This is a genomic window from Mycobacterium sp. Soil_C_30 (genome assembly GCF_057656995.1).
Window position 1 is genome coordinate 29449 of the sequence record NZ_JBDGJH010000011.1, and the last position, 13454, is coordinate 42902.

Sequence of the window (13454 nt, forward strand, 5' to 3'; positions counted from 1 at the left end):
GACCGGGCGTTCATGGCGCTGGCGGACCCGGTGCGTCGTGCCCTGGTGGCACGGCTGTCCCGCGGTCCGGCCACCGTCAACGAGCTGGCCGAGCCGTTCTCCATCACCAAACAGGCGGTGTCCAAACACATCCAGGTCCTCGAACAGGCGGGTCTGGTGACCCGGAGCCGTGACGCGCAACGGCGTCCTGTGCATCTGGACGCCGCGGCGCTCGAGCGACTCACCGGATGGCTGGACAGATACCGGCTCGACGCCGAACGCAACTACCGCCGGCTCGACGCACTGCTGGCGGCGATGACCGAGGAGGAAAACCGATGACGAACGCGCTCAACCTCACCGCACCGGTGGACACACTGGCGATGGAGTTCACCCGGGAGTTCGACGCACCCGTGACCGCCCTGTTCCGGACCCACGCCGAGGCGGACCTGTTCACACAGTGGATAGGACCCCGGGGCTTGGTGATGTCCTTGGAGCACTGGGACTTCCGCACCGGCGGCGGCTACCGGTACGTGCACTCCGACGAGTCGGGTGCGTATGCCTTCAACGGCACGTTCCACAAGGTGCGCACCGGCGAACTCATCATCCAGACCTTCGAATTCGAGGGTGCGCCCGACAGCGTGAACATCGAATACCTGTGGTTCGACGACCTCGGCGACGGCCGCAGCCGGCTGCGGGGCCGCTCGATCTGCCCGACGCTGGAGGCGCGCGACGGTCTGCTGAACTCCGGGATGGAAGGCGGCATGACAGAGGGCTACGAGAAGCTGGACGCGCTCCTGACCCAGCTGTGAGCCACCGGAAAAACATAAATCCCGGCTGACGCTCCGGGGAGGGAACGTCAGCCGGGATGGAATGCGGGGCTGTGTCTAGCGCCGGGCCACTCCGCCTCGGCGACGGGCGCTCAGTGCACTCACCAGTGCCACGCCGACCACGGCGAGGACGACCTGGACCAGGAGCTCCATCCAGTCGACACCGCTGGTGGCGGTGGCGATTCCCATGGCCCGCGCCAGCGCGGTACCCAGCAGTGCGGCGACAATGCCGACGACGATCGTCAGCAGCACGCCGATGGGCTGTTTTCCGGGCAGCAGCAGGCGGCCGAGGAGGCCGACGACTGCGCCGATGATGATGGCGGTGATGATGCCGGTGACTGTCATGTTTCCTCCAGGGAGACGCGCTGAGTTGCGGTGAAGCCCGCATACCCTGGGCCCCGGTCGAATAAACGCGTCCGAAAATTAACGCTCGGCGCTGCTTCGTAGGCTGGTGGGGTGAACACCGACCTGCTCGAGATCGACACCAGTCGCAGCCGCCTCGTCGACCTCACCGACGAGGTGCGGCGGTTCTGCGGCCGGCACGCCGACGGGTTGTGCAATGTGTTCGTGCCCCACGCCACCGCGGGGGTGGCCATCATCGAAACCGGGGCCGGGTCGGATGACGACCTGGTGGATGCCCTCGAACGGTTGCTGCCCCGCGACGACCGGTACCGGCACTCACACGGGTCGCCCGGTCACGGCGCCGACCATGTGTTGCCGGGCCTCGTCTCGCCGTCGGTGACGCTGCCGGTGCAGGGCGGCACGCCCCTGCTGGGCACATGGCAGAGTGTGGTGCTCGTGGACCTCAACCGAGACAACCCGCGACGGTCGGTGCGGTTGAGCTTTCTCGGCGGGTGACGTGCGCCGCGCCTTTTCGCGGCACGAGGCCTGACCGGTACTGTTAGGCGTTTGAACAGGGCGGGTGAACCGCCCGTGACGAGTGCGCACCTCGGTCGGTGCGCGAACAGGAAGTGACGACGTGCAGACACACGAGATCAGGAAGCGGTTCCTCGATCACTTCGTGAAGGCAGGCCATACCGAGGTGCCCAGCGCCTCGGTGATCCTCGACGATCCCAACCTGCTGTTCGTCAATGCCGGCATGGTGCAGTTCGTGCCTTATTTCCTGGGCCAGCGCACGCCCCCGTACGACCGGGCGACCAGTGTGCAGAAGTGCATCCGCACCCCCGACATCGACGAGGTGGGCATCACCACCCGGCACAACACCTTCTTCCAGATGGCCGGCAACTTCAGCTTCGGTGACTACTTCAAGAAGGGCGCCATCGAGCTGGCCTGGAGTCTGCTGACCAACCCGGTGTCCGAGGGCGGATACGGGTTCGATCCGGAAAAGCTCTGGGCCACGGTCTATCTCGATGACGACGAGGCCATCGGCATCTGGCAGGAAGTGGCGGGCCTGCCGCTGGAGCGGATCCAGCGTCGTGGCATGGCGGACAACTACTGGTCCATGGGCATCCCCGGGCCGTGCGGTCCGTGCTCGGAGATCTACTACGACCGCGGTCCCGAGTACGGCGTCGGCGGCGGTCCCGAGGCCAACGAAGACCGCTACATCGAGATCTGGAATCTCGTGTTCATGCAGAACGAGCGCGGAGAAGGCACCAGCAAGGACGACTTCGAGATCCTGGGCCCGCTGCCGCGCAAGAACATCGACACCGGCATGGGCGTGGAGCGCATCGCCTGCCTGCTGCAGGGCGTCGACAACGTCTACGAGACCGACCTGGTGCGCCCGGTCATCGACCTGGTGGCCTCGATCGCGCCGCGCGGCTACGGCGCAGGCAACCACGACGACGACGTCCGCTACCGCATCATCGGTGATCACAGCCGCACCGCGGCGATCATCATCGGCGACGGCGTGAGCCCCGGTAACGAGGGCCGCGGCTACGTGTTGCGCCGCCTGCTGCGCCGGATCATCCGCGCCGCCAAGCTGCTGGGCGTCGAGCAGCCCATCATGAGCCAGCTGATGACCACGGTGCGCGACGAGATGGGCCCGTCGTACCCGGAACTGGTCACCGACTTCGACCGGATCAACCGCATCGCGGTGGCCGAGGAGACGGCATTCAACCGCACGCTGGCTGCCGGGTCCAAGCTGTTCGACGACGCCGCGCAGTCCACCAAGGCCGCCGGCGCCACGGTGCTGTCGGGATCCAACGCCTTCACGCTGCACGACACCTACGGCTTCCCGATCGATCTCACCCTCGAGATGGCCGCCGAAGCGGGACTCTCCGTGGACGAGGCCGGTTTCCGGGAGTTGATGAACGAGCAGCGGCAGCGCGCCAAGGCCGACGCCGCCGCCCGCAAGCACGCCCACGCTGACCTGTCCGCCTACCGCGAACTGGTGGACGCCGGCCCCACCGAGTTCACCGGTTTCGACGAATTGTCCTCGCAGGCAACGATTCTGGGCATCTTCGTGGACGGCAAGCGGGTGCCCGTCGTCGCCCACGGTGGCCCGGACGGAGCCCCCGACCGCGTGGAGATCGTCCTGGACCGCACCCCGCTGTATGCCGAATCCGGCGGCCAGATCGCCGACATCGGCGCCCTCTCCGGAGCTGGCGGTGCCGCTCGCGCCCAGGTGACCGACGTCCAGAAGATCGCCAAGACGCTGTTCGTGCACCGCGTCAACGTCGAGTCCGGTGAGTTCGTCGAGGGCGACACCGTGACCGCCGACGTCGACCCCACGTGGCGCCACGGCGCCACCCAGGGCCACTCCGGCACCCACATGGTGCATGCAGCATTGCGACAGGTGTTGGGGCCCAACGCGGTTCAGGCTGGATCGCTGAACCGGCCCGGGTACCTGCGGTTCGACTTCAACTGGCAGGGCGGGCTCACCGAGGAGCAGCGCAACGAGATCGAGATCGTCGCCAACGAAGCGGTCGAAGCAGATTTCGCGGTCAACACCTTCAACACCCAACTGGACAAGGCCAAGGCGATGGGCGCCATGGCGCTCTTCGGCGAGGCCTACCCCGACGAAGTGCGCGTGGTCGAGATCGGCGGGCCCTTCTCGCTGGAGCTGTGCGGCGGCACCCACGTGCACAACTCCGCACAGATCGGTCCGGTGACCCTGCTGGGCGAGTCGTCGGTGGGCTCCGGCGTGCGCCGTGTCGAGGCCTACGTCGGGCTGGACTCGTTCAAGCACCTGGCCAAGGAACGTGCGTTGATGGCCGGACTGGCGTCGTCGCTCAAGGTGCCCTCGGAAGAGGTGCCCGCCCGGGTGGCCAACCTGGTGGAGCGGCTGCGCGTCGCGGAGAAGGAACTGGAGAAGGTCCGGCTGGCCACGGCACGCTCGGCGGCGGTCAATGCCGCCGCGGGCGCCGAGCGCGTCGGTAAGGTCCGTCTCGTGGCGCAGCGGATGTCGGGGGAGATGAGCGCAAACGATCTGCGCTCGCTGATCGGAGACATCCGCGGCAAACTGGGCAACGAAGCAGCCGTGGTGGCGCTGATCGCCGAGGGTGAAGGTGGCGCCGTGCCGTACGTGGTGGCGGCCAACAACGCCGCGCAGGATCTGGGCCTCAAGAGCGGCGACCTGGTCAAGGTCATCTCGTCGGCGGTGGATGGCCGCGGCGGCGGGAAGCCTGATCTCGCCCAGGGGTCCGGCAAGAACGCCGCAGGGATCGACGCCGCACTCGAGGCGCTGCGCGCGGAAGTCGCCCGGAGCTAATCCGCAGTGACTTCCAGCGAGCACCGGCTGCCCGACCGGCCCGGCGGTGATGACCCCGGCCGTGGGCGCCGGCTCGGCGTGGATGTCGGCACCGTCCGCATCGGCGTGGCCACCTGCGATCCAGACGGGATCCTGGCCACCCCGGTGGAAACCGTTCGCCGGGAACGCTCGGGCCGGCATCTGCGCCGGCTGCGCCAGTTGGTCCAGGAGTACGAAGCCGTCGAGGTGATCGTCGGGTTACCGCGCACACTGGCCGACCGGGCCGGCACCTCGGCGGTGGATGCGATCGAGATCGCGGACCTGCTGGCCGAACGGATCGCCCCCGTGCCAGTGCGCTTGGCCGACGAGCGCCTCACCACGGTGACGGCCCAACGGTCCCTGCGTGAGGCCGGCGTCCGGGCCAGGAGTCAGCGGTCCGTCGTCGACCAGGCGGCAGCGGTGGCGATCCTGCAGGGGTGGCTCGACCAGCGACGTACGTTATTGACCGAACAGCCGGGGGGAGTCACACCGGAGGCGAATCATGGCTGAGGACTGGGACGATCGCGCACAGCCCGTGGCTGTCGGCCCGCCCCGGCGCGGGATGACCCGGGCGGCGCGTATCCGCGCCGAACGCAATCGTCGCCGCCGGCGCATCGTCGCCGGTTTCTCGGTCGCGGTGCTCATCGCCGTGGTCATCGGGACGGTCTTCCTGGGCTCCCGACTGTGGCACTCGATGTTCGGCGCGCCGTCGGATTACACCGGCGACGGCGGCAGCGACGTGGTGATCGAAGTGCACCAAGGAGATTCGACCACCGCGATCGGCCAGACGCTGCTGGACGCCGGTGTCATCGCAGGAGTGCAGGGCTTCGTCGATTCGGCCGGCGGCAACCAGGCCATGGCGGCCATCCAGCCCGGCTTCTACAAGGTGCGCACCGAGATCCCGGCGTCCTCGGCCGTGCAGAGGCTGGTCGACCCGGCCAACCGGGTCGGCAACTTCACCATCCCCGAGGGCCGTCAGCTCGACGACATGACCGACGTGCGCACCGGCGCCGTCACCAAAGGCTTGATCACTCTCATTTCTGAAGCCACCTGCACCGACCTCGACGGCGAGCGGTCCTGTGTGCCGGTCGAGGAGTTGCGCAATGCCGCCTCCTCCGACAGCCTGCAGGCGCTGCGGGTGCCGCAGTGGGCGGTCGAACCGGCCACTGCGATGGGTTCCGACCATCGCCGGCTCGAAGGGTTGATCGCCGCCGGGACGTGGAACGTGAACCCGTCGGCGTCGCCGGATCAGATCCTGGGTTCGCTGATCTCGGCCAGTGCCACCCGCTACGAGAGCGGCGGCCTGCTCGACACCGCGGCCGCCATGAACATCTCTCCCTACGACGTGCTGGTGGTCGGGTCACTGGTGCAGCGCGAGTCACTACCGCAGGACTTCCCGAAGGTTGCGCGCGTCATCTACAACCGGCTGGCCGCCAACCGCAAGCTGGAGTTCGACTCGACGGTCAACTACTCGCTGGACCGGCAGGAGGTCGCGACCACCGACGCCGACCGCGCCCGGGTGACGCCGTGGAACACCTACGCCTCGCTGGGCCTGCCCGCCACCCCGATCTGCTCGCCCAGTGAAGCCGCGCTGGCCGCCGCCGAGCGGCCGGAGGCAGGGGACTGGCTGTTCTTCGTGACCATCGACATGCAGGGCACCACGCTGTTCACCCGGGACTACGAGCAGCACCTGGCCAACATCGAGATCGCGCAGCGCAACGGCGTGCTGGACAGTGCCAGGTAGCTCCACGCCGCGCAAAGCTGCAGTGCTCGGGCAGCCCATCGCACACTCCCGGTCTCCGCAGCTGCACCTGGCCGCCTACCGCGCCCTCGGCCTGCACGACTGGACCTACGAACGCATCGAATGCTCCGCCGAGCAGCTGCCGGGTCTCGTCGACTCCCTCGGCCCGGAATGGGTGGGGCTGTCGGTGACCATGCCCGACAAGTTCGCGGCACTGGCCTACGCGACGGAGCGCACCCGGCGCGCCGAGCTGGTCGGGTCGGCGAACACGCTGCTGCGCACCGAGTCCGGCTGGCGAGCCGACAACACCGATATCGACGGGGTGGCCGGGGCGCTGGGTGGTCCGCTCGCCGGGCGGGCGCTGCTGCTCGGTGCCGGGGGGACCGCGCCGGCGGCGCTGGTGGGCCTGGTGTCGCTGGGGGTCTCGCACATCGCGGTGGCCGCGCGGAACCCGGACAAGGCGGGCCGACTGCTCGACATCGCCGCGACGGTCGGGGTGGACGCCGAGTTCTGCCCGCTGGACCACGATGCGCTGGCCGGGCAGGTGGCCTCGGCCTCGGCCGTGGTCAGCACGGTGCCGGCCGAGGCGGCCGCCGGGTTCGCCGCGACGCTGTCGGCCGCGCCGCTGCTGCTCGACGCCATCTACAACCCGTGGCCCACGCCGCTGGCCGTGGCCGTCACCGCGGGGGGCGGCCGCGTGGTCAGCGGCTTGCAGATGCTGCTGCACCAGGCCTTCGCACAGGTCGAACAATTCACAGGGCAACCGGCTCCGCGCACACAGATGGCGGCCGCGCTGGCTTAACGTGCCGCCATGGCCGTGATGCTGATGGGGTGGCTGGTGGTGCTGAGCTGCTACGACCTGCGGCAGCGCCGATTGCCGAACGCACTGACACTGCCGGGCGCGGCCGTGCTCCTGCTGGTCGCCCACCTGGACGGTCGCTTTGTTGCCGCTTCGGTGGGTGCCGCCGCGTTGGCCGGGGTCTACCTGGTGGGGTTCCTGCTCGGCGGGCTGGGCGCCGGGGATGTGAAGCTGGCCCTCGGCTTGGGTGCGGTGACGGGTGCGGCCGGGGCCGAGGCGTGGGCGCTGGCCGCTGTCGGAGCCCCGGTCCTGACGGCGCTGCTGGGGCTGGTCACCCGCGCCCGCGTGGTGCCGCACGGCCCGTCGATGTGCCTGGCGACGGCCCTGTCCCTTGTGATTTGGGCGCGCTGGTAACCGCTGAGCGGTTACGAGCGCGCCGAAATCGCACGCAGGACGACGAGGATGGCGAGCACCCAGACCGCGGCGTTGACGGCCATGGCCGCCACAAAACCGTGCTCGTCGGGCACCGGCCCGCTGACCAGCGCCAGCACGGTCACACCGACGGCGCTGCCCACCGAGAAACCGATGTAGCGCAGCACCTGGTTGAACGCCAGCGCGCTGGAGGTCTCCGCGGCGGGCACCGCCCGTACCAGCAGCACCGGCAAGGTGGCGAAGGTGCTGCCGCTGCCGAGGCCGGCCAACGCCATCGACAGCAGTGCCTGCCACACGTGGTCGTGCGCGAGCATCAGCTGGATCGTCGACACCAGGTAGATGGCACAGCCCACCGGCAGAACCCGGCTCGGGTCCACGCGCCGGCCCACCCACAGCGAGATGCGCGATCCCAGCACACTCATCAGCGAATACGGCACCAGCATCAGCCCGGCTATCGCCACCGGCTGATCCAGACCCCAGCCGCTCGGGGTGTCGACCTGCACCAGCACCATCAACAGCGTGAGCCCCATGTACATGCCGGCGCCGGCCAGCAGTCCGGTGATGTTCGGGGCGGCCGCGGCACCGCCGAACGCCAGCCGCAGGTCGACCAGCGGATCGGTGTGCCGCAGCGTCAACCGCAACCAGACCGCCAGCGCGGTGCCGCCGAGCACGAACAGACCGAGGGTGCGCGCATCCGCCCACCCCCAGGTGGTGGTCTGGCTGATCCCGAGCAGCAGCGCCAGCGTCGACACCGACAGCATCAGCGCCTCCGAGGTCCGCACCTTCGGCGCCGGAACCGGTGCGGCGGCGGGTAATTCGCGCCAGGTCAGTACCAGGGTCGCGGCGGTGAGGACGGTGCCGAACCAGAACGCCGCCGCCACACCGCCGGCCTGGGCCACCACCGCCGTCAGCGGGTAGCCCAGCCCGGCCCCGGCGACGGTACCCACCGACAGCGCCGCCATCACCGGGCCGATTCGTGCCGGCGGCAGGATCTCCCGGGCGACGGCCATGGCCAGGGGTGCCAGCCCGAGGGCCATACCCTGCCCGACCCGGCCCGCGATCAGGGTTCCCAGCGCCAGATCGTCGGAGACCGCCGCCAGCGCCGGGGCCGCGGCGGCCAGGATGGTGCCGGCCACCACGAGCATCAGACCGCCGAGCACCACCGGCCGGCGGCGGTGGCCCACCGCGAAACGGCCCATCAGCGGGGTGGCGACCGCACCGGCCAGCATCGACGCGGTCAGCGTCCATTGCGCTGCGCCCAGCGATACCCCGAGCTCGACGGCGATGGTCGGCACCAGCGGCGCGCCGAGGCTGCTGACCACCCCGGTGACGGTGGTGAGCAACACCAGCGTCGGTATGAGCAGTCGCGCGGCAGGATCGTCGGCGGCGCTCATCGGATAGAGATCCTATGGGACCCGGGGGTGCGCCGAATTCACCAATTACCAGTTGCAGAAACCGCCATGGGAGGATGGGACCCGTGTTGCGTTGGACCACTGCTGGTGAATCTCATGGTCGCGCACTGGTGGCTGTCATCGAGGGCATGGTCGCCGGTGTGCGTGTGACGTCGGACGACATCGCCGGCCAATTGGCCCGTCGTCGACTCGGTTACGGCCGAGGCGCGCGGATGAAGTTCGAACAAGATCAGGTGACCGTGCTGGCCGGCGTACGGCACGGCAGCACGCTGGGCGGCCCGATCGCCATCGAGATCGGCAACACCGAGTGGCCCAAGTGGGAAACCGTGATGGCCTCGGACCCAGTGCCCGACGAGGACCTCGACGTAGCGCGCAACGCGCCGCTGACCCGGCCCCGCCCCGGCCATGCCGACTACGCCGGCATGCTCAAATACGGCTTCGACGATGCCCGCCCGGTGCTGGAGCGGGCCAGCGCCCGCGAGACCGCCGCGCGCGTGGCCGCCGGCACGGTCGCCCGCGAGTTCCTGCGCCAGGCGCTCGGTGTCGAGGTGGTCTCGCACGTCATCTCCATCGGCGCTTCCGAGCCGTATGCCGGCCCGCCGCCGGAGGCCACCGATCTGCCGAGGATCGACGAGAGCCCGGTGCGCGCCTTCGACAAGGCCGCCGAGCAGTCGATGATCGACGAGATCGAGGCCGCGAAGAAGGACGGTGACACCCTCGGCGGCATCGTCGAGGTGGTGGTGCGCGGCCTTCCCATCGGACTGGGATCGTTCACCAGCGGCGACAACCGGCTCGACGGCCAACTGGCCGCCGCGGTGATGGGCATCCAGGCCATCAAGGGCGTCGAGATCGGCGACGGCTTCGAAACCGCCCGCCGGCGCGGCAGCCAGGCTCACGACGAGATGTACCCCGGCCCGGACGGTGTGGTCCGCTCCACCAACCGCGCCGGCGGTCTCGAGGGCGGGATGACCAATGGCCAGCCGCTGCGGGTGCGCGCCGCGATGAAGCCGATCTCGACGGTGCCGCGCGCACTGGCCACCGTCGACATGGCCACCGGTGACGAGGCCGTGGCCATCCACCAGCGCTCCGACGTGTGTGCCGTACCCGCCGCGGGTGTGGTGGTCGAGACCATGGTGGCGCTGGTGCTGGCGCGCGCGGTGCTGGCCAAGTTCGGTGGCGATTCGCTGGCCGAGACCCGGCGCAATGTCGAGTCCTACCTGAACGCCGTGGCCGCTCATGAACCCGTGACGGCTTCGGGTTAGGCCATGGAGGGTTAGAACCATGGCTCCCAAAGCTGTTCTGGTGGGTATGCCCGGATCGGGCAAGTCGACCATCGGTCGGCGCCTCGCCAAGGCGATGGGTGTTCCACTGCTGGACACGGACGCACAGATCGTCGAGACGACCGGCCGCACCATCGCCGAGATCTTCGAGACCGACGGCGAACCGGGCTTCCGGCGCATCGAAGAAGACGTCATCCGCACCGCGCTGGCAGAGCACGACGGGATCGTGTCGCTCGGTGGCGGCGCGGTCACCTCACCCGGTGTCCGCGAGGCGCTGGCCGGACACACCGTGGTCTTCCTGGAAATCGGTGCCGCAGAAGGCATTCGGCGCACCACCAGCGGCGCGGTGCGGCCACTGCTGGCCGGTGGAGACGCCGCTGAGAAGTACCGCACACTCATGAGCGAGCGCGTTCCGCTGTACCGGCGGGTCGCCACCATGCGCATCAACACCAACCGACGCAACCCCGGTGCGGTGGTGCGCTACCTGGCGACGAGGTTGGAGAACCCGAACGCCAAGCCGGCGCGCCGCCGTCGCCGCCCGCCGTGGCGGTTGTCCCCGAACCCGCCCCGCTGTGACCGTTCGGCATCCGAGGACAACGCGGCCGACAAACCTCCCAGCACACCACCGACCCCAGCCACCCCCGCCGCACTCGCGGCGCGACGCGCGGAGACCCGTAATGACTGACAATTCCCACCCGGTGGTCGTCGACGTGGCGGTGGACCCGCCGTATCCCGTCGTGATCGGCACCGGGCTGCTGGGTGAACTGGCCGAACAGGTGGGCGGCGCGCACAAGGTGGCCATCCTGCATCAGCCGACGCTCACCCAGACCGCCGAGTCCATTCGAAGCTACTTGGTGGACAAGGGAATCGACGCCCATCGCATCGAGATCCCGGATGCCGAGGCCGGTAAGGATCTGCCCGTCGTCGGCTTCATCTGGGACGTGCTGGGCCGGATCGGCGTGGGCCGCCAGGACGTCATCGTCAGCCTGGGCGGCGGCGCGGCCACCGACGTGGCCGGTTTCGCGGCGGCCACCTGGCTGCGCGGTGTCGCGGTGGTGCATGTGCCCACCACCCTGTTGGGCATGGTCGACGCCGCCGTGGGCGGCAAGACCGGAATCAACACCGAGGCGGGCAAGAACCTCGTCGGCTCGTTCCATCAACCCAAAGCGGTGCTCGTCGACCTGGCGACCCTGCAGACGTTGCCCCGCAATGAGCTGGTGGCCGGGATGGCCGAAATCGTCAAGGCCGGTTTCATCGCCGACCCGGTGATCCTCGACCTCATCGAAGCCGACCCGGAAGCCGCGGTAGACCCGTCGAAAGATGTTCTGCCGGAACTGATCCGGCGATCCATCGCCGTCAAGGCCGAAGTGGTGGCCGCCGACGAGAAGGAATCGGCGCTGCGCGAGATCCTCAACTACGGGCACACCCTGGCCCACGCCATCGAGCGACGCGAACGCTACCGCTGGCGCCACGGCGCCGCGGTGTCGGTGGGGCTGGTGTTCGCCGCCGAACTGGGCCGGCTCGCCGGGCGCCTCGACGACGCGACCGCCAACCGCCACCGCAGTGTGCTGCAACTGCTGGGGCTGCCGGTGAGCTACGACGCCTACGCACTGCCACAGCTGCTGGAGTACATGGCCGGCGACAAGAAGAGCCGCGCCGGTGTGCTGCGCTTCGTGGTGCTCGACGGCCTGGCCAAACCGGGTCGCCTGGAAGGCCCCGACCCGGCGCTGCTGGCCGCGGCCTACTCCGAACTGACCACCGCCTGATCTTCGTCAGCGCTGGCCACCGAGTAGCAGATCGCCGTCGAGACGACCGTCGGCAATACGAATGTCACCCCCAGCACGAACACCACGAACACCCCGTTGGGCGTTGTCAGCCATTCCCGGGGTAACCGCGCCAGGCTGACCGCCAGCCAGCACGCGCCCACCGCCAGCACCCCGACGCCGACGGTGGCCACCTGCACCGAGCGCAGCGCCAGTTTGGTGTCGTCGTCGGGATTGCGCATGGACCGGCGCAGCGCGCGGGTGCGGCGCAGGATCAGCACGAAATCGACCACGATGACGACGGCGCCGGCCACCACGATCAACGCGACCGTCCACAGCTGGGGGCGGTGGCCGTACATGAACCGCAGGTAGTCGATCAAGACTTCGCTCAGGATCACGGTGGTGGCCATCGACGCCGCGAAGGTCAGCCAGCCCCCGAAATCGGCCAGGAAACAGAAGGCCTGCAGGTCTTTCGGGCCGGCGTGGGTGGCCTTGTTGATCGCGTGTGCGGCCAGCATCCAGCCCAGCCCACCGAACAGCGCAGTGGTGCCGGCCGCCAGCATGGCCGTCGACACCGCGCCCTGGGTCCAGGCGATGGCGCAGGCGTCGCGGGCATCGTGGCCTTCGGGGACCTGCGTGCCGGTGATGAGGCTGAACACGAAACTGCTCAGCATCAGGATCAACACCGCGCCCGCGAACAACGCCAGCGTGTGCACGGCCTCCCGGCTGCTGCGGTCGAACAGCAGGGCGATCGCGGCGATCAGGAAGCCGCCGAGAACACCGGCGAGGTTCGAGTACGACGCCGCCGACGCCAGGATGCTCCACTGGTCGGACGTGCAGAACCGGTCCGGTGTCACACCCAGCCCCCGAGCCGGTGCCGGGCCTGGCTACTCTTTGCGTTCGGCCGGGGGGATGACGTCGTTCTTGTCGCCGGTGGTGGCGGCCTCGTCCCGCTCGATGGTGGCCACCGAGGACTGCTGCGCCACCGGCTCGGTGCCCTCGGCGGTGGCGGAACGATCGTCGCGGACCGCGGCGAAGACGTCGGTATCGGCGCGATCGTCGTCGTAGCCGTCCTCGCGGCGGCGTTCATAGGCCGGGGCCTTGCGATCGAGCAGCCAGCGCCCGATGGCGACCGCCAGGATGGCCGGCAGGAAGACCAGCAGCGCGGTGAACGCGGCGAACGTGGTCAGTTCGTTGACCAGCCCGCCGGCGTACAGCGCGGGGTAGATCATCGAGATGAACCACGAAACCGCACCGGACAGCAGCCCGGCGAGCAGACCGGCGAGCAGCCACGTCATGGCGAGGTCGCCGCGGCGGTCCGGGTCGGGGTTGGCGCGCGCGTCGCTGCGACCGTCGATCAGGCCCCAGGTGAACACCACGATGGCGAACACGGCCAGCAGCACCAGGCTGATGATCAGAGCTTTCGTCTCGAACTGATTGATCAACGCCCCTTGGAAGAGCCGGACCACGACCATCAACGCCGCGAACACCAGTCCGCGCAGCAGCCACTTCGCCATGGGGTAGCAGCGTAGC

15 protein-coding genes are annotated in these 13454 nt (G+C 69.3%); 11 read left to right on the forward strand and 4 right to left on the reverse strand.

Annotated elements, in window-relative coordinates; translation table 11 throughout:
- The first annotated feature begins 12 nt into the window (after positions 1-12).
- Together AC3A6P_RS20430 and AC3A6P_RS20435 are read left to right on the forward strand one after the other, a co-directional pair.
- Complete coding sequence (locus AC3A6P_RS20430; protein WP_487693710.1) at positions 13-318, forward strand: ArsR/SmtB family transcription factor; 306 nt, start codon at positions 13-15, stop codon at positions 316-318.
- Positions 315-788, forward strand: coding sequence for an SRPBCC family protein (locus AC3A6P_RS20435; RefSeq protein WP_487693541.1), 474 nt, complete (start codon positions 315-317; stop codon positions 786-788). Before AC3A6P_RS20430 ends, AC3A6P_RS20435 begins: the two co-directional genes overlap by 4 nt.
- A gap of 75 nt (positions 789-863) precedes the next feature.
- Here the strand turns inward: AC3A6P_RS20435 and AC3A6P_RS20440 are convergent, their stop codons facing one another.
- Entirely contained in the window at positions 864-1151 is a 288-nt protein-coding gene (locus AC3A6P_RS20440; RefSeq protein WP_487693542.1) for a GlsB/YeaQ/YmgE family stress response membrane protein, read from the reverse strand.
- Between the two features lie 123 nt (positions 1152-1274).
- Between AC3A6P_RS20440 and AC3A6P_RS20445 the strand changes: the two genes are divergently transcribed.
- From AC3A6P_RS20445 to AC3A6P_RS20470, 6 genes are all read left to right on the forward strand, one after another.
- Positions 1275-1664: a secondary thiamine-phosphate synthase enzyme YjbQ gene (locus AC3A6P_RS20445; RefSeq protein ID WP_487693711.1), complete on the forward strand. Its 390-nt coding sequence runs from the start codon at positions 1275-1277 to the stop codon at positions 1662-1664.
- 121 nt (positions 1665-1785) lie between these two features.
- Positions 1786-4476, forward strand: coding sequence for an alanine--tRNA ligase (alaS, locus tag AC3A6P_RS20450; RefSeq protein WP_487693544.1), 2691 nt, complete (start codon positions 1786-1788; stop codon positions 4474-4476).
- Positions 4477-4482: 6 nt separating this feature from the next.
- Complete coding sequence (gene ruvX, locus AC3A6P_RS20455) at positions 4483-5004, forward strand: Holliday junction resolvase RuvX (RefSeq protein WP_487693546.1); 522 nt, start codon at positions 4483-4485, stop codon at positions 5002-5004.
- Positions 4997-6238 carry an endolytic transglycosylase MltG gene (locus tag AC3A6P_RS20460; protein WP_487693547.1) on the forward strand — a complete coding sequence of 414 codons (1242 nt, stop codon included), beginning with the start codon at positions 4997-4999 and terminating at the stop codon, positions 6236-6238. Before ruvX ends, AC3A6P_RS20460 begins: the two co-directional genes overlap by 8 nt.
- Positions 6228-7037 (forward strand): shikimate dehydrogenase, encoded by an 810-nt coding sequence (locus AC3A6P_RS20465; RefSeq protein WP_487693548.1) that lies wholly within the window; start codon positions 6228-6230, stop codon positions 7035-7037. Before AC3A6P_RS20460 ends, AC3A6P_RS20465 begins: the two co-directional genes overlap by 11 nt.
- 9 nt (positions 7038-7046) lie before the next feature.
- Complete coding sequence (locus AC3A6P_RS20470; RefSeq protein ID WP_487693549.1) at positions 7047-7448, forward strand: prepilin peptidase; 402 nt, start codon at positions 7047-7049, stop codon at positions 7446-7448.
- An 11-nt stretch (positions 7449-7459) separates the two neighbouring features.
- On the opposite strand, the gene AC3A6P_RS20475 is transcribed toward AC3A6P_RS20470, so the two are convergent.
- A complete protein-coding gene (locus tag AC3A6P_RS20475) occupies positions 7460-8860 on the reverse strand; it encodes an MFS transporter (protein ID WP_487693550.1) in 1401 nt (466 codons plus the stop codon).
- An 83-nt stretch (positions 8861-8943) separates the two neighbouring features.
- Here AC3A6P_RS20475 and aroC point away from each other — a divergent pair, with 83 nt between their 5' ends.
- Genes aroC through aroB form a run of 3 tightly spaced genes read left to right on the forward strand, consistent with a single transcriptional unit; the run spans position 8944 to position 11924 of the window.
- On the forward strand, positions 8944-10140 hold the full coding sequence (gene aroC / locus AC3A6P_RS20480) for a chorismate synthase (protein ID WP_487693551.1): 1197 nt from the start codon (positions 8944-8946) through the stop codon (positions 10138-10140).
- A 19-nt stretch (positions 10141-10159) separates the two neighbouring features.
- Complete coding sequence (locus AC3A6P_RS20485; protein ID WP_487693552.1) at positions 10160-10843, forward strand: shikimate kinase; 684 nt, start codon at positions 10160-10162, stop codon at positions 10841-10843.
- The gene (gene aroB / locus AC3A6P_RS20490) at positions 10836-11924 is read left to right on the forward strand and encodes a 3-dehydroquinate synthase (RefSeq protein WP_487693554.1); all 1089 of its coding nucleotides are present in this window, start codon (positions 10836-10838) and stop codon (positions 11922-11924) included. The genes AC3A6P_RS20485 and aroB overlap by 8 nt, the downstream gene beginning before the upstream one ends.
- On the opposite strand, the gene AC3A6P_RS20495 is transcribed toward aroB, so the two are convergent.
- Positions 11900-12778, reverse strand: a complete 879-nt coding sequence (locus AC3A6P_RS20495; RefSeq protein ID WP_487693555.1) for a hypothetical protein — start codon at positions 12776-12778, stop codon at positions 11900-11902. The genes aroB and AC3A6P_RS20495 overlap by 25 nt on opposite strands.
- 30 nt (positions 12779-12808) lie before the next feature.
- Positions 12809-13438 carry a B-4DMT family transporter gene (locus AC3A6P_RS20500; protein ID WP_487693556.1) on the reverse strand — a complete coding sequence of 210 codons (630 nt, stop codon included), beginning with the start codon at positions 13436-13438 and terminating at the stop codon, positions 12809-12811.
- Between the last annotated feature and the right edge of the window lie 16 nt (positions 13439-13454).

Bases quoted from the DNA above. Each gene is read 5' to 3' on its own strand.
- AC3A6P_RS20430 (WP_487693710.1), top strand. From the start codon at position 13: ATGGCGCTGGCGGACCCGGTGCGTCGTGCCCTGGTGGCACGGCTGTCC.
- AC3A6P_RS20435 (WP_487693541.1), top strand. From the start codon at position 315: ATGACGAACGCGCTCAACCTCACCGCACCGGTGGACACACTGGCGATG.
- AC3A6P_RS20440 (WP_487693542.1), bottom strand. From the start codon at position 1,151: ATGACAGTCACCGGCATCATCACCGCCATCATCATCGGCGCAGTCGTC.
- AC3A6P_RS20460 (WP_487693547.1), top strand. From the start codon at position 4,997: ATGGCTGAGGACTGGGACGATCGCGCACAGCCCGTGGCTGTCGGCCCG.
- AC3A6P_RS20470 (WP_487693549.1), top strand. From the start codon at position 7,047: ATGGCCGTGATGCTGATGGGGTGGCTGGTGGTGCTGAGCTGCTACGAC.
- AC3A6P_RS20475 (WP_487693550.1), bottom strand. From the start codon at position 8,860: ATGAGCGCCGCCGACGATCCTGCCGCGCGACTGCTCATACCGACGCTG.
- AC3A6P_RS20485 (WP_487693552.1), top strand. From the start codon at position 10,160: ATGGCTCCCAAAGCTGTTCTGGTGGGTATGCCCGGATCGGGCAAGTCG.
- aroB (WP_487693554.1), top strand. From the start codon at position 10,836: ATGACTGACAATTCCCACCCGGTGGTCGTCGACGTGGCGGTGGACCCG.
- AC3A6P_RS20500 (WP_487693556.1), bottom strand. From the start codon at position 13,438: ATGGCGAAGTGGCTGCTGCGCGGACTGGTGTTCGCGGCGTTGATGGTC.